The following is a 19,594-nucleotide window of genomic DNA, read 5'->3' as shown; positions in this document are numbered from 1 at the left end:
TATGCCAAACATTGTGTTGAGTCGTATCGACGAACGCCTGATTCACGGACAGGTCGGCGTTCAGTGGGTCGGATTTGCGGGGGCAAATCTGGTGCTGGTGGCGAACGATGAGGTGGCTGAGGATCCGGTTCAGCAAAACCTGATGGAGATGGTCCTGGCAGAAGGTATCGCCGTTCGCTTCTGGTCGCTGCAAAAAGTTATCGACAACATTCACCGCGCCGCAGACCGCCAGAAGATTTTGCTGGTCTGCAAGTCTCCCGCCGATTTTCTGAAGCTGGTCGATGGCGGCGTCCCGGTGACGCGTATCAACGTAGGAAACATGCACTACGCCAATGGCAAACAGCAAATTGCCAAAACGGTCTCCGTCGACGCCAACGACATCTCCGCCTTCAGCGGCCTGAAAGCTGCCGGGGTTGAGTGCTTTGTACAGGGCGTGCCGACTGAACCCGCTTTGGATCTCTTTAAACTGCTCTGAGGGATTCACAATGGAAATCAGTCTTCTACAGGCTTTTGCGTTGGGCATTCTGGCCTTTATCGCAGGCCTGGATATGTTCAACGGGTTAACGCACATGCACCGCCCGGTGGTGCTAGGGCCGCTGGTCGGTTTGATTCTGGGGGATTTGCACACCGGTATTTTGACCGGCGGGACGCTGGAACTGGTGTGGATGGGCCTCGCCCCGCTGGCCGGTGCCCAGCCGCCAAACGTGATTATCGGCACCATCGTCGGCACCGCATTTGCGATTTCGACCGGCGTGAAACCAGAAGTTGCCGTGGGCGTCGCCGTGCCGTTTGCGGTTGCCGTGCAAATGGGGATCACGTTCCTGTTCTCGGTGATGTCCGGCGTGATGTCCCGCTGCGATCGCATGGCGGCCAACGCCGACACGCGGGGTATCGAGCGGGTTAACTATCTGGCGCTGCTGGCGCTCGGTATCTTCTATTTTCTCTGCGCATTCCTGCCGATTTACTTCGGGGCCGAACACGCCAAAACCGCCATTGATGTGCTGCCGACCCGCCTGATTGACGGCCTCGGCGTTGCTGGCGGCATCATGCCTGCGATTGGTTTCGCCGTGTTGCTGAAAATCATGATGAAGAACGTCTACATCCCGTATTTCATCCTTGGCTTTGTGGCGGCGGCCTGGCTGAAATTGCCGGTGCTGGCGATTGCCGCTGCGGCGCTGGCGATGGCGCTAATCGATCTGCTGCGTAAATCTCCTGAACCGACTGCTCCGGCAGCACAGAAAGAGGAATTCGAAGATGGCATCTAATCAAACCACACTGCCGGGCGTCGTCGAAACAGAAGAGACCCTGCTTACGGGCGTGAATGAAAATATCTATGAAGATCAGAAGCTCGGCGCGGAGTTGACCAAAAAAGACATAAACCGCGTGGCCTGGCGTTCGATGCTGTTGCAGGCCTCGTTTAACTACGAGCGTATGCAGGCTTCCGGTTGGCTATACGGTCTGTTGCCCGCCCTGAAAAAAATCCACACCAACCCGCGGGACCTGGCGCGCGCCATGAAAGGCCATATGGGATTCTTCAATACCCATCCGTTCCTGGTGACGTTTGTTATCGGCATCATCCTGGCGATGGAGCGCTCGAAACAGGACGTGAACAGCATTCAGAGCACCAAAATTGCCGTTGGCGCCCCGCTCGGCGGCATTGGTGATGCGATGTTTTGGCTGACGCTGCTACCGATTTGCGGCGGCATTGGGGCAAGTCTCGCTCTGCAAGGCTCGATTCTCGGCGCTGTGATATTCCTGGTGCTGTTTAACGTGGTGCATCTCGGCCTGCGTTTTGGGCTGGCGCACTACGCGTACCGGATGGGCGTGGCGGCGATTCCGCTGATTAAGGCCAATACCAAAAAAGTGGGGCACGCGGCATCGATTGTCGGGATGACGGTGATTGGCGCGCTGGTGGCGACCTATGTTCGTCTGAATACGACCCTGGAAATCACCGCCGGTGATGCGGTGGTGAAGCTGCAAACGGACGTTATCGATAAGCTGATGCCTGCGTTTCTGCCGCTGGTTTACACCCTGTGCATGTTCTGGCTGGTGCGCCGTGGCTGGAGTCCGCTGCGCCTGATTGGTATCACCGTCGTGCTTGGCGTCGTCGGTAAATTCTGTCACTTCCTGTAACGGTAAAGAGGTATTGCGATGCTGGGTATTATTTTGACGGGCCACGGCGGGTTTGCCAGCGGAATGGAAAAAGCGATGAAGCAAATCCTTGGCGAACAGTCACAGTTTATTGCCATCGATTTTCCGGAGACGTCCTCTACCTCCCTGCTCACGTCACAACTTGAGCAGGCGGTGAACGCGCTGGACAGTCAGCAGGAGATTGTATTTTTGACGGACCTGCTGGGTGGGACGCCGTTTCGCGTCGCCTCTACGCTGGCGATGCAAAAGCCTGGCCGCGAAGTGATTACCGGCACTAATTTGCAGCTGCTGCTGGAAATGGTGCTGGAGCGAGAAGGCTTAGACAGCGAGACGTTCCGCGTCCAGGCGCTGGAGTGCGGGCACCGTGGGCTGACCAGCCTGGTCGATGAACTGGGGCGCTGTCGCGAGGAAAAGCCCGTTGAGGAAGGAATATGACGCAAGTATTACGCGCCAGACGCCTGCTGAGCGAGTGGGGCTGGCTGGACGATCATCAGCTTCGTATTGAGGACGGCATCATCACCGCCATCGAGCCGATTCCCGCAGGCGTGATGGCGCGTGATGCCGAACTGCTGTGTCCGGCCTACATCGACACCCACGTTCACGGCGGTGCGGGTGTCGATGTGATGGACGACGCGCCGGATACCCTCGACCGACTGGCGATGTATAAGGCGCGTGAAGGCGTGGGTGGTTTTTTACCGACGACCGTAACGGCCCCGGTGGAGGCGATTCACGGGGCGCTGGAACGAATAGCACAGCGTTATGCATCAGGCGGCCGGGGTGCGCAGGTGCTCGGCAGCTATCTCGAAGGGCCCTATTTCACACCGCAGAATAAAGGCGCGCATCCGCCAGAACTGTTCCGCGAACTGACGCTGGCCGAACTCGACACGCTGATTGCCGTCTCACGACAAACGCTGCGCGTGGTGGCGTTGGCCCCGGAAAAACCGAATGCGCTGTCAGCCATTCGCCACCTGAAACAGCACGGCGTCAAAGTGATGCTAGGCCATAGCGCAGCCACGTATGACCAGACGCGTGCGGCATTTGACGCCGGTGCTGATGGGCTGGTGCATTGCTTTAACGGCATGACGGGCCTGCATCATCGGGAGCCCGGTATGGTGGGCGCCGGGTTAACCGACTCCCGTGCATGGCTGGAGCTTATCGCAGACGGGCACCACGTTCATCCGGCGGCGCTCCGGCTATGCAGCTGTTGCGCTCGCGATCGCGTGGTGCTGATTACCGATGCCATGCAGGCCGCCGGGATGCCGGATGGACGCTATTCGCTATGCGGCGAAGACGTGGAGATGCACGACGGAATTGTGCGAACCGCGTCGGGCGGTCTGGCGGGCAGCACGCTTTCGCTGGATGCCGCCGTGCGAAACATGGTTGAACGGGCCGGTGTGGCGCCAGAGGATGCCATCCATATGGCGTCGCTCCACCCCGCACGCCTGCTGGGAGTCGACCATCAGCTCGGCTCGCTCAAGCCTGGCAAACAGGCCAATATTATTGCGCTCAATGCCGGGCTTCATGTGCATCAAATCTGGATTCAGGGTCTGGCTCTCCCCCTATAGAGCTTTCACTGTGTGTCCCTTTGGCCCGCGTGCGCTCCTCGCCCGGGTCTTTCTTTTCCTTTCCTTCTATTTTTCTCTTTTTTCACAACCATAAACATAACCATTAAATTTCAATGCGTTAACTACACGATGACGCTTTCGATCACAGTTTTCGTTTTATTTCACTTTCTTTCATTGAAGTTTCAATTTCTTTTCTATAGATTTTATTTAACGGCTTATGTGAACAAGTGAAACGAAACGAAAGATAACGGCAAATTGCCCGCTTCCGATGTGGAATTCACATGACTAAGGAATGAGTTATGTCAGAAACGTACACCTCTCCCGCGACTGCCACAGGCACCTGGACAGAAGCAGAGATCCGTCAGCAGCCTACCAGTTGGATCCGCTCCCTCACGCATATCGACAAGATCCGATCCCAGCTCGACAACTTCCTCGCACCGCTGCTGCGTAAAAAAGATCTGCGGATAGTCCTGACCGGCGCCGGCACCTCGGCGTTTATCGGCGATATCATCGCGCCATGGCTGTCACGCCACACCGGGCAAAATATCAGCGCGGTGCCGACCACTGACCTGGTCTCTAACCCAATGGACTATCTGAGCGCAGCGAACCCGCTGCTGCTGGTTTCTTTTGCCCGTTCTGGCAACAGCCCGGAAAGCGTGGCCGCCGTTGAGCTGGCGAACCAGTTTGTACCGGAGTGCTATCACCTTTCGATCACCTGTAACGAAGCCGGAAGCCTGTACCAGAACGCGCTCGACAGCGATAACGCCTTCGCGCTGCTGATGCCTGCCGAAACGCACGATCGCGGCTTCGCGATGACCAGCAGCATCACCACCATGATGGTCAGCTGCCTGGCGGTGTTCGCCCCGGAAGCCATCAACAGCCAAACGTTCCGCGATGTGGCGCAACGCTGCGAGGCCATTCTTAGCTCGCTCGGCGATTTCAATCACGGCGTGTTTGGTCAGGAAGCCTGGAAACGCATTGTATATCTCGGCAGCGGCGGTTTGCAGGGCGCAGCGCGTGAATCCGCCCTGAAAGTACTGGAGCTGACTGCCGGGAAAATGGTGGCTTTTTATGACTCGCCAACCGGTTTTCGTCATGGCCCAAAATCACTGGTCGATAGCGAAACGCTGGTGGTGGTGTTTATCTCCAGCCACCCGTACACCCGCCAGTACGATCTCGATTTGCTCAACGAGCTACGCCGCGATCGTCAGGCCAGCCGCGTCGTAGCCATTGCCGCCCAGACCGATCCGGTTATCGAAGCGGGTCCGCACATTCTTCTTCCCCCTTCTCGTCACTTCATCGACATGGAGCAGGTGTTCTGCTTCCTGATGTACGCGCAGGTGTTTGCCCTCACGCAGTCCATCAGCGTCGGCAATACCCCGGATACTCCGTCTGCCAACGGCACGGTCAACCGCGTGGTGCAGGGCGTCGTCATTCATCCATGGATTGCTTAAGAGGATCGCAGCATGAGCATTATCTCAACTAAATATCTCTTGCAGGATGCACAGGCCAAAGGCTACGCGGTTCCGGCATTCAATATTCACAACGCCGAAACTATTCAGGCGATCCTCGACGTCTGTAGCGAACTGCGATCGCCGGTGATCCTCGCCGGTACGCCGGGCACCTTTAAACATATCGCGCTGGAAGAAATCTTCGCGCTGTGCAACGCCTACTCCACCAGCTACGACATGCCGCTGGCGCTGCACCTCGATCACCATGAATCCCTCGATGATATCCGCCGCAAAGTGAACGCGGGCGTCCGCAGCGCCATGATCGACGGCAGCCATTTCCCGTTTGAGCAGAACGTCAAACTGGTGAAATCGGTGGTCGATTTCTGCCATCAGAATGATTGCAGCGTAGAAGCCGAGCTGGGCCGTCTCGGCGGTATGGAAGATGACATGAGCGTCGACGCCGAAAGCGCGTTCTTGACTGACCCGCAGGAAGCGAAGCGTTTCGTGGAGCTGACCGGCGTCGACAGCCTGGCGGTAGCCATCGGCACTGCCCACGGGCTTTATACCCATCGCCCTAAAATCGACTTCAAACGGCTGGCGGAAATTCGTGAGGTGGTGGATATCCCGCTAGTGCTGCATGGCGCGAGTGATGTGCCTGATGATTATGTCCGTCGCACCATCGAACTCGGCGTGTGCAAAGTGAACGTCGCCACCGAGCTGAAAATCGCGTTTGCGGCCGCCGTTAAAGAGTGGTTCGCCCAAAACCCTGAAGGCAACGATCCGCGTTACTACATGCGGGTCGGCATGGATGCGATGAAAGAAATCGTCATAAATAAAATCGCCGTTTGCGGTTCAGCCAACCGCCTGTTGCTTCCCGTAGAAGCCTGATTACCGTTATTCGCTGTTCGACTCATCTAAAAAAACAATAAGCCTCGCAACTATGAAGGAGCGTCCTTATTCCAGGGCGCTCCTTCCATTAAAATGAGCAATTCCGAGGAGTCCCCTACATGACACAGGAAAAGTCGTTCAAATCTAAAGCGTGGGAGTTCTTTCAAAGCCTGGGAAAGACCTTCATGTTCCCGGTCTCACTGCTGGCCTTTATGGGCCTTTTACTGGGTATCGGTAGCTCCGTTACCAGCCCGTCGACGATCAAAAGCTTTCCCTTTTTGGGCGGGGAACTGACCCAGTTAACCTTTGGTTTTATCGCCATGGTCGGCGGGTTTGCGTTCTCCTATTTACCGCTGATGTTCGCGATGGCGATTCCGATGGGCCTCGCCACGCGTAACAAAGCGGTGGGCGCGTTCGCCGGGTTTGTCGGCTACATGCTGATGAACATGAGCATCAATTATTACCTGACGGTCACCCACCAGCTTGCCGACGCCGCCACCATGAAACAGGTCGGTCAGTCGATAGTGTTAGGTATCCAGACGCTGGAGATGGGCGTGCTCGGCGGCATCGTTGTCGGCGTGATTACCTATTTTCTGCATGAACGCTTTCAGGACACCGTCCTGCACGACGCTTTCGCCTTCTTTGGCGGCATCCGCTTTGTGCCAATCATCACCGCGCTGACGCTGTCGCTGGTGGGTCTGTTTATCCCGTTGTTGTGGGAATATGTGGCGCTGGGCATTGCGGGTATCGGACACATCATTCAGAGCACCAGCGTTTTTGGGCCGTTCCTGTACGGCGTGGGCGTGCTGCTGCTTAAACCGTTTGGCCTGCATCATATTCTGCTGGCGATGGTACGATTTACCCCAGCCGGTGGAATGGAAATGGTCAACGGGCAGGAAGTCGCAGGCGCGCTGAATATTTTCTACGCCGAGCTGAAAGCGGGTCTGCCGTTTAGCCCCCACGTTACGGCTTTCCTGTCGCAAGGTTTTATGCCGACCTTTATCTTCGGCCTGCCTGCGGTGGCGTACGCCATTTACCGCACCGCGCGCCCGGAAAACCGTCCGGTGATTAAAGGACTTCTGCTGTCCGGGGTACTGGTTTCGGTAGTCACCGGGATTTCTGAACCTATCGAATTTCTGTTCCTGTTTATCGCCCCTGCACTGTATGCCTTCCATATCGTGATGTCTGGCCTGGCGTTGATGGTCATGGCACTGCTTGGCGTCACTATCGGCAACACCGACGGCGGCATTCTTGATTTGCTGATTTTCGGCGTGATGCAAGGCACGTCCACCAAGTGGTATCTGCTGTTCCCGGTTGGGATCGCGTGGTTCGCCATCTACTTCTTCGTCTTCCGCTGGTACATCCTCAAACACGATATCAAAACGCCGGGGCGTGAAGAGGACACCGAAGGCGCGGCGCTGGCGGTGAAAGCCAACACCCAGGCGCGTGGCAAATCGAAATACGATCATGGGCTGATCCTCAGCGCGCTTGGCGGCAAAGAGAATATCGACTCACTCGATAACTGTATTACCCGCCTGCGTCTGGTGGTGAAAGACATGAGCAAAGTTGACCAGCAAACGCTGAAAAATGCCGGGGCGCTGTCGGTTGTGGTGCTGGATGCGCACAGCGTGCAGGTGATAATCGGCCCGCAGGTTCAGGGCGTAAAAACGGGCATTGAAGCCTTAATTTAACCGGGGGTTAGCGTGTTTGATTTTGACAAAATTATTGAGCGTAAAAGTGATAAATGCCGCAAGTGGGATCACGCCTTCGTGTGCTCGCGCTTCCCCGGCGTGCCCGAGGATTTCGTTCCACTGTGGATTGCTGATATGGATTTCACCTCGCCCCCGGCAGTGATTGAAGGATTTCAGCGCATCGTTTCGCACGGGACTTTCGGCTACACCTGGTGCTTCGATGCGTTTTACGAGGCGGTCATCGGTTTTCAGCGCGAAAGGCATCAGGTCGAGGTCGACGCAGCGTGGATAACGCTGACCTACGGCACCGTCTCCACGTTGCACTACACGGTGCAGGCTTTCTGCCAGCCGGGCGACAGCGTGATGATGAACACACCGGTCTACGATCCGTTTGCGATGGCGACAGAGCGCCAGGGCGTTCGCGTTCTCGCGAATCCGTTACGCGTTCAGGATAACCGCTATCACCTTGATTTTGAGCTAGTTGAACATCAGCTCAAAACCCATCGGCCTAAGCTGTGGTTTTTCTGTTCGCCGCATAATCCGTCCGGGCGTATCTGGCGGGCCGACGACATTCGCCAGGTCTCTGATTTATGTCAGCGCTACGGCGTCATTCTGGTGGTCGATGAAGTCCACGCCGAGCACATTCTGGACGGCGCCTTTGTCAGCTGTCTGTCGTCGGGCTGCGCCGCGCAAGACAATCTGATCCTTCTGACTTCGCCGAATAAAGCCTTCAATCTTGGCGGCCTGAAAACCTCTTACTCAATTATCCCCGATGCCACGCTGCGCCAGCGATTCCGTCAGCAGCTGGAGAAGAACTCCATCACCTCACCAAATATGTTCGGCGTCTGGGGAATTATTCTCGCCTATCAGCAAGGTCTGCCGTGGCTGGATGAACTGAACGGTTATCTGCGCGGTAACGCGCGCTATCTGGCGGACGCAATTATCACCCACTTCCCGCACTGGAAAATGATGAACCCGGAATCGTCGTATCTGGCGTGGATTGACGTCAGCGCTGATGCGCGCAGCGCCACTGAATTAACCGCCCATTTTGCGCAGCATGCGGGCGTGGTAATCGAAGACGGCAGCCATTATGTCCAGGACGGTCAGAATTACCTGCGGATTAACTTCGGCACCCAGCGTTACTGGCTGGAGCAGGCCATCGAGAGAATGCGCACTTCATATCGTCATGACAGGAGAGAGTAAAAATGAGTACACCCAATATATTACTGACCCGAATAGATAACCGCCTGGTCCATGGCCAGGTGGGCGTGACCTGGACTTCAACGATCGGCGCTAATTTGCTGATCGTGGTTGATGATGACGTCGCTAAAGATGAGTTACAGCAGAAGCTGATGGGGATCACCGCCGAGACCTACGGTTTTGGGATCCGCTTTTTCTCGATTGCCAAAACCATCGACATCATCAGTAAAGCAGCCCCACATCAGAAGATCTTCCTCATTTGCCGCACGCCCGACACGGTGCGAAAACTGCTGGAAGGTGGTGTACCGTTGAAGGACGTCAACGTCGGCAATATGCATTTTTCGGAAGGGAAAAAACAGATCAGCAGCAAAGTGTATGTTGACGAAAAGGATCTGACCGATCTTCGTTTTATTAAACATCAGGGCATTAATATTTTTATTCAGGATGTACCGGGAGATACCAAAGAAAATATTAATGACTAACTGACTGTCTCTGTATTAAAGCAAGAAACATAAAAATCACGAGGCGATAAAATGCATGAAATTACGCTCATTCAAGGGCTGTCACTTGCCGCCCTTGTCTTTGTACTGGGAATTGATTTTTGGCTGGAAGCTTTATTTCTCTTTCGTCCCATTATTGTTTGTACCCTGACAGGGGCAATATTGGGGGATATTCATATTGGCTTAATTACCGGCGGATTAACCGAACTCGCCTTTGCCGGGCTCACGCCCGCCGGAGGGGTGCAACCGCCGAACCCTATTATGGCAGGGGTAATGACCACCGTTATTGCCTGGTCGACAGGCGTTGATGCCAAAACGGCAATTGGCCTTGGTCTGCCGTTCAGCCTGCTAATGCAGTACGTCATTCTGTTTTTCTACTCCGCGTTTTCACTGTTCATGAGCAAGGCGGATAAATACGCGAAAGAAACCAATACCGGCGCTTTTGCTCGCCTGAACTGGACGACCACGCTGATTGTCGCCTGTTCGTATGCGGTCATTGCTTTCCTCTGTACCTACCTCGCGCAAGGTGCAATGCAGGCGCTGGTAAAATCAATGCCGACCTGGCTGACACATGGATTTGAAGTTGCGGGTGGGATCCTACCTGCCGTCGGTTTTGGCTTATTGCTGCGGGTGATGTTCAAGGCACAGTACATTCCGTACCTGATCGCCGGGTTCCTGTTTGTTTGTTATATCCAGGTCAATAACCTCCTGCCCGTCGCCGTGCTTGGCGCAGGCTTTGCCGTCTACGAGTTTTTCAACGCGAAAGCAAAAGCCGCGGCGCAGCCGCAGGCCGACACGCGCAAAAATGATGAAGAGGATTACAGCAATGGGATCTGAAATCAGTAAGAAAGACATTACCCGTCTGGGATTTCGTTCATCGCTCCTGCAGGCCAGTTTTAACTATGAACGTATGCAGGCGGGCGGTTTTACCTGGGCGATGCTGCCGTTACTCAAGAAAATCTATAAGAATGATCAGCCCGGCCTGAGCGCCGCGATGAAAGATAATCTGGAATTTATAAATACCCACCCCAATCTGGTGGGATTCCTGATGGGACTCTTAATCTCCATGGAGGAGAAAGGCGAAGATCGCAACACCATTAAAGGGCTGAAGGTGGCACTGTTTGGCCCTATTGCGGGTATCGGCGACGCCATATTCTGGTTCACCTTATTGCCGATCATGGCGGGTATTTGCTCTTCATTTGCCAGTCAGGGGAATTTGCTCGGCCCTATTTTATTCTTTGCAGTCTATCTCGCCATATTCTTTTTACGCGTTGGCTGGACGCATATTGGTTATTCCGTCGGGGTGAAAGCGATAGATAAAGTCCGGGAAAACTCACAGATGATTGCCCGCTCCGCCACCATTCTCGGGATCACGGTTATTGGTGGGCTGATTGCGTCTTACGTCCATATTAATGTGGTGACAACCTTTGCGATTGACGCCACCCATAAGGTCGCGCTGCAACAAGATTTCTTTGACAAGGTGTTCCCCAATATTCTGCCAATGGCTTACACCCTGCTGATGTATTACCTGCTACGCGCGAAAAAAGCGCACCCGGTGCTGTTAATTGGCGTGACCTTCGTCCTCGCTATAGCCGGTTCAGCGCTGGGTGTTCTGTAGATAAAAGAAGAACCTGTTGGCCTCACCTTAAACACAATAAGGAACTCACCCTGATGAAAAAAGTGCTCACTATTTCGTTGCTCGCATTGTTGGTTTCCAACGCCGCCTGTGCCGCCAACTACGCCCTGAAAAATGACAATCTCAGCGTCTCGTTTGACGATGCCAATTCCGCGCTGGTGATTAAAGATGCGCACTCCAGCCACCAGCTATCACCGCAGGAGCTGTTCTTCCTGACATTGCCGGATGAGTCCGTTATCCATACCGCAGATTTTAAGGTTAAACATGTTGAGAAACAGGCTGATGCGATCGTTATTGACTATACACACCCTGATTTTAACGTCACCGTGACCGTCAACCTGGTGAAAGGGAAATACGCCAGCATTGATTACACCCTCACCGCCGTTGGGCAACCGCGCGAAGTGGCAAAAATCACTTTCTTCCCGACCAAAAAACAGGCCCAGGCACCTTATGTCGATGGCGCAATAAACAGCTCGCCCATTATCGCCGATTCGTTTTTCATTCTGCCGAGCAAACCTATCGTCAACACTTACGCCTATGAAGCTACCACCAATCTCAACGTCGAGCTGAAAACGCCGATTCAGGCTGACACGCCGGTCAGTTACACCACCTTTTTCGGGACCTTCCCTGAGACGAATCAGCTTCGTCGAAGCGTGAACCAGTTCATTGAAGCCGTTCGCCCACGCCCTTATAAGCCTTATCTGCACTACAACAGCTGGATGGATATCGGCTTCTTCACCACCTATACCGAGCAGGACGTGTTAGGCCGAATGGATGAGTGGAACCAAGAATTCATTACCGGGCGCGGCGTGCCGCTGGATGCGTTCCTGCTGGATGACGGTTGGGACGATCGTACCGGCCGGTGGCTGTTTGGACCGGCGTTTAGCCATGGATTTAGCAAAGTGCGTGAAAAGGCCGATAGCCTGCACAGCTCGGTAGGGTTATGGCTGTCGCCGTGGGGCGGCTATAACAAACCCCGCGACATCCGCGTGTCGCATGCGAAAGAGTACGGCTTCGAAACCGTCGACGGTAAACTCGCGCTCTCTGGCCCGCATTATTTCGACAACTTCAACGAACAAATCCTCAAGCTTATCAAGAACGAGCACATCACTTCCTTCAAGCTGGACGGGATGGGGAACGCTAACTCGCACATCAAAGGCAGCAAATTTGCCTCTGATTTCGACGCGTCCATCGCTCTGCTGCACAACATGCGCGAAGCCAACAAAAACCTGTTTATCAACCTGACTACCGGCACCGATGCCAGCCCTTCGTGGCTGCTGTACGCCGATTCTATCTGGCGTCAGGGTGATGACATTAACCTGTACGGCCCTGGCACGCCGGTACAACAGTGGATGACATATCGCGACGCGGAAACCTTCCGCTCGATTGTGCGCAAAGGCCCACTGTTCCCGCTCAATTCTCTGATGTATCACGGCATTGTCAGCGCGGAACACGCCTATTACGGACTGGAGAAAGTGCAGACGGACAGCGACTTTGCCGATCAGGTCTGGAGCTATTTCGCCACCGGTACCCAGCTGCAGGAGCTCTACATCACGCCTTCTATGCTGAACAAAGCGAAGTGGGACACGCTGGCGCAGGCCGCCAAATGGTCACGGGATAATGCGCAGGTGCTGGTCGACACACACTGGGTAGGCGGCGACCCGACATCGCTGGAAACGTACGGCTGGGCATCGTGGACCAAAGATAAAGCCATTCTTGGCCTGCGTAACCCGTCCGACAAACCGCAGAGCTATTATCTGAATCTGGCGAAAGATTTTGAGATCCCGCAGGGCGAAACCACGCATTTAACTCTGAAAGCGGTGTATGGCAGCAACGCCACCGTTCCATCAGACTACAAAGACGCGGTTGTGGTTACGCTACAACCGCTGGAAACCCTGGTGTTTGAAGCCACTCCAGTTAAATAAACACAATGGCCCGGGGATTCCGGGCCATTTCGTGTCTTACATTTTTTCCGCTAATCGCCCGCACTGTTGCCGCATCCCTTCAAAAATACTTTCTGCAAGCTCAGCAGAGAACGAATCAGGCAGTAACGCGGATACACGCTCAATGACTTCCGGGGTTCTGGAAATAATCTCTTCCATCATGGATTCAACCTGTGAACAACTTAATCCGGTTAATTCACCATGATTGATCCAGTGCCGCCGCTGAATTCTGTTGAGATGATAGTAATTACCGCTCCCCCGAACCGACATTGCCAATTTGCATCTCTGCCAGGAAATCTGGCGATTTCCTGGGCCAATAACCGGCCATGCCGACAGCACATCATAAAGCGGAGTCAGTCGATAACGACTTTGCGGCTCAACAGCGATACTGAAATTCTTCGCATGTCCATCCGTAGCCGCCAACAGCCAGAAAAGGATTTGCGCCCTGAAGAACACCTCCCGGTCCCTTTCCGCCTGCTCTGAGTGACTCAGAATTTCCATGATATCGGTAATACCCGGTCCACCATCAGCCTGGTATTTACGTAACGGAGAAACGCCCAGCGCCTGGCACATATCCTCTTGTGGTAAGCGAACAATCCATTGCCTATCGCTCGACCATCGCCGATCAAAACGTTCAACGACCAACGCCTTCTGATCGTCAAACTGCGCTATCTGCGATTTCGCTACAGGGATCCCAAAGTGCTCAAGAATCAAAGAACACAGCCATTCATTTTCAACGGATGTACTCATATCCGCCTGCATATTGCCAACGAGTCCAAGCGGTAATTTGAAAATATGTGTCGTGGGTGTATTACCTTCTGGTAAGCACCATTGCGCTTCATGCCAGAGCAAAGCCGTTTTTTCCTGAGCCCCGGCAATGGACAAACGCAAATCATCAGCGTTGTCCTGTCGACCAGGCAACGTTGCTGAGGTATTTCGCAGCGTGGAGGCAATCTCAGTTTCTGATAGCGGGCGAAAATTTACGGAGTATAAATCTGCGGGTTGCTCATCAACATTCAAGAGCTGTATTGCCCCTACACAGTCTCTTCCCAATTCGGCCAGCAGATCGAAAGGTTCAAGGCTTTTGGCGTGGTAGCGCATTGCTAAGCGCCTGCGGATATTCTCGCTGTCAGGCAATAAATTATCGAAATAGTCACGTACAACACTTCCGCGCCAAATTTGATTGCCTGGGGTGAAAGGCAAAGAAAGTGATAATGCTCTGCCTTGTTCATCTGCAATCCATTCGGGAAGGTATTGCAACCCATCTTCCCCTCTGAATTTTTCCCAGTATCCAACCTGGATGCCGTTCATCCATATCGCTAAGCGTTGTTGTGTACGACGCATATCGTCACCATTTTTCCCTTCGGGCAGGCAACGTGTTCTGTATGCCTGACTCTTCCATTGAGAAAGATGACGTGGGCACTAGCCCAGCGGGTCCAGCTGAGAGCACCACTTCGACACCAAGCACAGTAAACACTTTAAACAATCGCTCAATACTGGCACTTCCCGGGCTGGCTTCGAGCCGAGCATAGGTTTGCTGTGTAACACCTAACCTTTCGGAGACATCTTTTTGCGTAAGCCCATTCGCTTTGCGAAATCCAATCAGCAAAGGGCGCAAATGACTCAGGGTTTTCAATGGATAAACAGTATTCATAACGTACTTACCCTTGTTTTAGCGACAGATACACACGATAAGCTGTTTTTGAACATTACACCCTATAAGCTGTAAATGCAAAATACAGCCTACAGATTGTTAAATTGATAAAACAGCCTGTAGGCTGTAAGGAAAGAGGGGCTGGAAGATTTAGCGAATTGAGGATCAACGAGTCAACCGCCACCCAGGCAAGGGTAGCGGCTCAAAACATTACTCCCCCTGCTGCTCCAGCGCGTGCTTATACAGCGCGTTTTTCTTTACGCCGTGGATTTCGGCGGCGATGGCAGCGGCTTTCTTCAGCGGCAGTTCGGCCTGCAGCAGCGCCAGGGTGCGTAGCGCTTCAGCGGGCAGCGCGTCGTCGCTCTGCACTTTGAAACCTTCAATGATCAGCACCATTTCGCCTTTGCGGCGGTTTTCGTCTTCTTTCACCCACGCCAGCAGTTCGCCAATTGGCGCGCCGGTGATGGTTTCCCAGGTCTTAGTCAGCTCGCGGGCCAGCACCACGTAGCGGCTTTCGCCCAGTACCGTGCAGATATCTTCCAGGCTTTCCAGCAGTCGATGGGTGGATTCGTAGAAAATCAGGGTGCGCGGTTCGTTTTCTAATGCACGCAGCGCATCGCGACGGCCTTTTGACTTGGCCGGCAGGAAACCTTCGTAGCAGAATTTATCGGATGGCAGGCCCGCCGCGCTCAGCGCCGCGATAGCCGCACAGGGGCCAGGCAGTGGCACCACGCGGATGCCCGCCTCACGGCAGGTCCGTACCAGGTGATAGCCCGGATCGTTAATCAGCGGCGTTCCGGCGTCGGAAACCAGCGCGATGTTCTGCCCTTCTTTCAGCTTCGCCAGAAGTGTTTCAGCCTTTTGCTGTTCATTGTGGTCATGAAGGGCAAATAAACGGGCGTTAATGGCAAAATGTTGCAGCAGTAAACCGGTATGACGGGTATCTTCCGCAGCAATGAGATCAACAGCTTGCAGTATTTCCAGCGCACGTTGGGTGATGTCGCCAAGATTACCGATTGGCGTGGGTACAATATAGAGCTGACCCTGAGAATTGTCCGCTGATTCGCGTTGTTTCATTGTTTAGTCCGTATTGCCGATTTAATATTGAGCATTGAGCTAAAAAAATATCACTGGATACGTATGGTACCGTCAACATTTCTTCGTTCTAAAGCCGCGCGCTGTCTGCCTGTTGTGCTGGCAGCGTTACTTTTCGCCGGCTGTGGCACCCAGCATAGCGCCGATCAGAGCACCGCTCACCTTGAAGGGAGCGCTCAGGCCGATTCCGGTTACTACCTGCAGCAGATGCAGCAAAGTTCAGATGATAGCAAGACCACCTGGCAATTACTCGCCATTCGTGCACTGCTGAAAGAAGGCAAGAGCCAGCAGGCGCTGGAACTGTATGGCCAGTTGCCGCAGGATCTGAACGCCTCTCAGCGTCAGGAACAGTCGCTGCTGGCACCTGAAATCAAGCTCTCGCAGAAAGATTTTGCCGGGGCGCAGGCGCTGCTCGCCAAGATTGAAGTAGCAAACCTTGATAGCAACCAGCAGGCCCGTTACTGGCAGGATGTGATTGTGGCGATGAACGGCCAGCCATCGCTGCCACTGTTGCGCGCCCTGATTGCGCAGGAGCCATTGCTGACTTCCGCCCAGGATAAGCAGAAAAATATCGACGCCACCTGGCAGGCGCTTTCGTCCATGACCAAAGAGCAGGCCGCGGCGCTGGTGATTAACGCCGATGAAAACGTGTTGCAGGGTTGGCTGGATCTCCAGCGCGTGTGGTTTGATAACCGTAACGATCCGGACATGATGAAAGCCGGGATCCAGGACTGGAAAACCCGTTACCCGCAGAATCCAGGCGCGAAAATGTTGCCGACGCAGTTGGTCAACGTGCAGAACTTTAAACCCGCGTCTACCGCGAATATCGCCCTGTTCTTACCGTTAAACGGTCAGGCGGCGGTGTATGGTCGTACTATTCAGCAGGGCTTTGAAGCCGCTAAGAATGGCAGCGCTGGCGCCGTCAGCGGCAGTGCGGTGCCGGAACAAACGGCGCAGGCAGCCTCCGTTCAGGACAATAACGACGTGGTAAGCCCTTCCCAGGTGGAAGTGAGCGATTTAACCGCCAGCCAACCGGCGGCGGACGCGCAGACTCAGCCAGCAATCGGTTCGCAGGCAAGACCGGTGCAGGCACCGGGCACCGGCCAGGACGCAGCGCCTGCCGCGACTCCGGCTCAACCTGACGTCCAGGATCCTGCCGCTCAGCAGCCTGATCCAGCCGCATCCGCGCCAGCAGAAACTGCACCTGTCAGCACAGATGCAGCTGCGGTATCTCAGCCTGTCGCACAGCCTGCTGTAGCCTCTGTTCCGGCGAATCCGTCAGCGAACATTAAGGTTTACGACACCACCTCCGCCCCGCTGGATCAGCTGCTTAATCAGGCTCAGCAGGATGGCGCGACGCTGGTCGTCGGCCCGCTGCTGAAAAATGAAGTTGAGTCACTGATCAAGAGCAACACCAGCCTGAACGTGCTGGCGCTCAATGAGCCTGAAAGCGTGCAGAACCGCGCGAACATTTGCTACTTCGCCCTCTCCCCGGAAGATGAAGCCCGCGATGCGGCGCACCATATCCACGATCAGGGCAAACAGGCTCCGCTGGTGTTGATCCCTCGCAGCGCCTTCGGCGATCGCGTGGCTAATGCCTTTGCACAGGAATGGCAGAAGATCGGTGGCGGCGTAGTTCTGGAGCAGAAATTTGGTTCGGTGAATGAACTGCGCGGCAACGTGAACGGCGGCGGTGGTATCGCCCTGACCGGTAGCCCAATCAGCGCCAGCCTGCCGCAGCAGCAAGCAGTGACTATCGGCGACCTGACTATCCCGGCGCCTCCGAGCGACGCGCAGATCTCCAGCGGCGGTAAAGTGGATGCGGCGTATATTGTCGCCACGCCGGACGAAATCGCCTACATCAAACCGATGATCGCCATGCGTAACGGCAGCCAGAGCGGCGCGACCTTGTACGCTAGCTCACGCAGCGCACAGGGTACCGTAGGCCCGGACTTCCGTCTGGAAATGGACGGCTTACAGTTCAGCGAAATCCCAATGCTGGCGGGCAGCAACCCGGCGCTGATGCAGCAAGCGCTTGGCGCCGTGCGTAACGATTACTCACTGGCTCGCCTGTACGCCATGGGCGCTGACGCCTGGGCGCTGGCGAATCATTTCTCACAGATGCGTCAGGTACCGGGCTTCGAGCTGAACGGTAACACCGGCGATCTGACCGCCACGCAGGATTGTGTGATCAACAGGAAGTTGTCATGGCTCAAATACCAGCAGGGACAGATGGTGCCGGCAAACTAAGCCGGAAACAGACCGGTGACGCGTGGGAACAAGAAGCGCGTCGCTGGCTAGAATGCAAAGGACTGCGCTTTATCGCCGCCAATGTGCGTTCGCGCGGCGGCGAAATCGACCTGATAATGAAAGACGGTGCGGTAACGGTGTTTGTTGAAGTCCGTTATCGCAGCAGCGCGCAGTATGGCGGCGCCACCGCCAGTGTGACACGCAGCAAACAAACAAAATTATTACAGACGGCGCGCTTGTGGCTTGCCCGCCACAACGGGAGTTTTGAGACTACGGATTGTCGGTTCGATGTGATAGCCTTCACCGGTAGTCAGATCGAATGGTTAACAAACGCCTTTGGCGAATAGCGTCACTCAAGAATTTAAGGGACATCGTGCTCGACAGAATCAAAGCCTGCTTTACGGAAAGCATTCAGACCCAAATTGCAGCAGCAGAAGCGCTTCCGGACGCTATTTCCCGGGCCGCCATGACGCTGGTGCAGTCCTTACTTAATGGCAACAAAATCCTCTGTTGTGGCAACGGCACGTCAGCCGCCAACGCACAGCATTTTGCTGCCTGCATGATTAACCGTTTTGAAACAGAACGCCCTGGTTTACCTGCCATTGCACTTAATACCGATAATGTGGTCTTAACGGCAATTGCAAACGATCGTCTTCACGATGAAGTGTATGCAAAACAGGTACGTGCGCTGGGTCATGCGGGCGACGTGCTGCTGGCGATATCCACGCGCGGAAACAGCCGCGATATCGTCAAAGCGGTCGAAGCCGCTGTGACGCGCGATATGACTATCGTGGCGTTGACGGGCTATGACGGGGGAGAGCTGGCTGGCCTGCTGGGCCCGCAGGATGTGGAAATCCGCATCCCCTCGCACCGTGGCGCGCGCATCCAGGAGATGCACATGCTGACGGTTAACTGTTTATGTGATCTGATTGATAACACCCTTTTCCCACACCAGGACGATTAAGGAGTACTCATGAAGGCATTTTCGCCCCTCGCGGTCCTTATTTCCGCGCTGCTGCTTCAGGGATGTGTTGCTGCGGCAGTGGTCGGTACGGCTGCGGTCGGCACAAAGGCCGCCACGGATCCACGTACTGTGGGCACGCAGGTCGATGACAGCACGCTGGAACTGCGCGTTAATAGCGCCCTGAACAAAGATGACCAACTGAAGAAAGAAGCACGCGTGAACGTCATGGCCTGGCAAGGTAAAGTCCTGCTGACCGGCCAGGCACCGTCTACTGATTTGGCATCGCAGGCCAAGCAGATAGCGATGGGTGTCGAAGGCACGACAGAAGTGTTTAACGAAATCCGTCAGGGCCAGCCGATTGGTCTGGGCACCGCATCTTCAGATACCTGGATTACCACCAAAGTCCGTTCGCAGATGTTAGGCAGCGACCAGGTGAAATCCTCTGCCGTGAAAGTCACCACGGAAAACGGTGAAGTATTCCTGATGGGAACCTTGACCGACCGGGAAGGCAAAGCCGCGGCGGATATCGCCAGCCGCGTCAGCGGCGTGAAACACGTCACTACCGCCTTTACCTTTATTCAGTAAGTCTTCTGCCCGGCGGCGCAA

At 54.9% G+C, this 19,594-nt stretch carries 20 protein-coding genes; 17 read left to right on the top strand and 3 right to left on the bottom strand.

The genetic code is table 11. The features are described from left to right. The first annotated feature begins 1 nt into the window (after nt 1). The 13 genes from agaV to A8O29_RS03410 all read left to right on the top strand — a co-directional run bounded on the left by agaV (nt 2) and on the right by A8O29_RS03410 (nt 13,007). Nucleotides 2-475, top strand: coding sequence for a PTS N-acetylgalactosamine transporter subunit IIB (agaV, locus tag A8O29_RS03470; RefSeq protein WP_110510521.1), 474 nt, complete (start codon nt 2-4; stop codon nt 473-475). Nucleotides 476-485: 10 nt separating this feature from the next. Next, nucleotides 486-1,265 carry a PTS N-acetylgalactosamine transporter subunit IIC gene (gene agaW, locus A8O29_RS03465; RefSeq protein WP_125352382.1) on the top strand — a complete coding sequence of 260 codons (780 nt, stop codon included), beginning with the start codon at nt 486-488 and terminating at the stop codon, nt 1,263-1,265. Next, nucleotides 1,255-2,133: a PTS N-acetylgalactosamine transporter subunit IID gene (agaE, locus tag A8O29_RS03460; protein ID WP_110510523.1), complete on the top strand. Its 879-nt coding sequence runs from the start codon at nt 1,255-1,257 to the stop codon at nt 2,131-2,133. The genes agaW and agaE overlap by 11 nt, the downstream gene beginning before the upstream one ends. Before the next feature lie 18 nt (nt 2,134-2,151). Next, a complete protein-coding gene (gene agaF / locus A8O29_RS03455) occupies nt 2,152-2,586 on the top strand; it encodes a PTS galactosamine/N-acetylgalactosamine transporter subunit IIA (protein WP_125352384.1) in 435 nt (144 codons plus the stop codon). Continuing rightward, entirely contained in the window at nt 2,583-3,716 is a 1,134-nt protein-coding gene (nagA, locus tag A8O29_RS03450; protein WP_125352386.1) for an N-acetylglucosamine-6-phosphate deacetylase, read from the top strand. Before agaF ends, nagA begins: the two co-directional genes overlap by 4 nt. A 299-nt stretch (nt 3,717-4,015) precedes the next feature. Next, nucleotides 4,016-5,170, top strand: a complete 1,155-nt coding sequence (locus A8O29_RS03445) for an SIS domain-containing protein (protein ID WP_125352388.1) — start codon at nt 4,016-4,018, stop codon at nt 5,168-5,170. Between the two features lie 12 nt (nt 5,171-5,182). After that, nucleotides 5,183-6,055, top strand: a complete 873-nt coding sequence (gene kbaY, locus A8O29_RS03440; protein WP_125352390.1) for a tagatose-bisphosphate aldolase subunit KbaY — start codon at nt 5,183-5,185, stop codon at nt 6,053-6,055. Between the two features lie 119 nt (nt 6,056-6,174). Further along, nucleotides 6,175-7,746, top strand: coding sequence for a maltose/glucose-specific PTS transporter subunit IIBC (malX, locus tag A8O29_RS03435; RefSeq protein ID WP_125352392.1), 1,572 nt, complete (start codon nt 6,175-6,177; stop codon nt 7,744-7,746). Between the two features lie 12 nt (nt 7,747-7,758). Beyond that, on the top strand, nt 7,759-8,949 hold the full coding sequence (locus tag A8O29_RS03430) for a MalY/PatB family protein (protein ID WP_125352394.1): 1,191 nt from the start codon (nt 7,759-7,761) through the stop codon (nt 8,947-8,949). Nucleotides 8,950-8,951: 2 nt separating this feature from the next. Continuing rightward, the gene (gene agaB / locus A8O29_RS03425) at nt 8,952-9,428 is read left to right on the top strand and encodes a PTS galactosamine transporter subunit IIB (RefSeq protein WP_125352396.1); all 477 of its coding nucleotides are present in this window, start codon (nt 8,952-8,954) and stop codon (nt 9,426-9,428) included. A 51-nt stretch (nt 9,429-9,479) separates the two neighbouring features. Continuing rightward, entirely contained in the window at nt 9,480-10,283 is an 804-nt protein-coding gene (gene agaC / locus A8O29_RS03420; protein WP_125352398.1) for a PTS galactosamine transporter subunit IIC, read from the top strand. Next, on the top strand, nt 10,273-11,064 hold the full coding sequence (gene agaD / locus A8O29_RS03415; protein ID WP_125352399.1) for a PTS galactosamine transporter subunit IID: 792 nt from the start codon (nt 10,273-10,275) through the stop codon (nt 11,062-11,064). Before agaC ends, agaD begins: the two co-directional genes overlap by 11 nt. A gap of 53 nt (nt 11,065-11,117) precedes the next feature. Beyond that, on the top strand, nt 11,118-13,007 hold the full coding sequence (locus tag A8O29_RS03410) for an alpha-galactosidase (RefSeq protein WP_125352401.1): 1,890 nt from the start codon (nt 11,118-11,120) through the stop codon (nt 13,005-13,007). 36 nt (nt 13,008-13,043) lie between these two features. On the opposite strand, the gene A8O29_RS03405 is transcribed toward A8O29_RS03410, so the two are convergent. The 3 genes from A8O29_RS03405 to rsmI form a co-directional block, all read right to left on the bottom strand. Continuing rightward, nucleotides 13,044-14,369, bottom strand: a complete 1,326-nt coding sequence (locus A8O29_RS03405; RefSeq protein WP_125352403.1) for a type II toxin-antitoxin system HipA family toxin — start codon at nt 14,367-14,369, stop codon at nt 13,044-13,046. Nucleotides 14,370-14,373: 4 nt separating this feature from the next. Beyond that, nucleotides 14,374-14,679: a helix-turn-helix transcriptional regulator gene (locus A8O29_RS03400; protein WP_125352405.1), complete on the bottom strand. Its 306-nt coding sequence runs from the start codon at nt 14,677-14,679 to the stop codon at nt 14,374-14,376. A 210-nt stretch (nt 14,680-14,889) separates the two neighbouring features. Next, a complete protein-coding gene (gene rsmI, locus A8O29_RS03395; protein WP_110510532.1) occupies nt 14,890-15,756 on the bottom strand; it encodes a 16S rRNA (cytidine(1402)-2'-O)-methyltransferase in 867 nt (288 codons plus the stop codon). Nucleotides 15,757-15,819: 63 nt separating this feature from the next. Here rsmI and A8O29_RS03390 point away from each other — a divergent pair, with 63 nt between their 5' ends. From A8O29_RS03390 to dolP, 4 genes are read left to right on the top strand one after another with little or no spacing between them, the layout of a single operon-like run. Continuing rightward, on the top strand, nt 15,820-18,024 hold the full coding sequence (locus tag A8O29_RS03390) for a penicillin-binding protein activator (protein ID WP_125352407.1): 2,205 nt from the start codon (nt 15,820-15,822) through the stop codon (nt 18,022-18,024). Continuing rightward, on the top strand, nt 17,982-18,371 hold the full coding sequence (locus tag A8O29_RS03385) for a YraN family protein (protein WP_125352409.1): 390 nt from the start codon (nt 17,982-17,984) through the stop codon (nt 18,369-18,371). The genes A8O29_RS03390 and A8O29_RS03385 overlap by 43 nt, the downstream gene beginning before the upstream one ends. A gap of 26 nt (nt 18,372-18,397) precedes the next feature. Then, nucleotides 18,398-18,988 (top strand): DnaA initiator-associating protein DiaA, encoded by a 591-nt coding sequence (gene diaA, locus A8O29_RS03380; RefSeq protein ID WP_110510535.1) that lies wholly within the window; start codon nt 18,398-18,400, stop codon nt 18,986-18,988. Nucleotides 18,989-18,997: 9 nt separating this feature from the next. After that, nucleotides 18,998-19,573 (top strand): division/outer membrane stress-associated lipid-binding lipoprotein, encoded by a 576-nt coding sequence (dolP, locus tag A8O29_RS03375; protein ID WP_125352411.1) that lies wholly within the window; start codon nt 18,998-19,000, stop codon nt 19,571-19,573. Nucleotides 19,574-19,594: the final 21 nt, after the last annotated feature.

The sequence above is a fragment of the Scandinavium goeteborgense genome, from assembly GCF_003935895.2.
Lineage (GTDB): Bacteria > Pseudomonadota > Gammaproteobacteria > Enterobacterales > Enterobacteriaceae > Scandinavium > Scandinavium goeteborgense.
The sequence above is the reverse complement of the archived record's forward strand: the minus strand, read 5'-3'. Positions and strand labels throughout refer to the sequence as shown.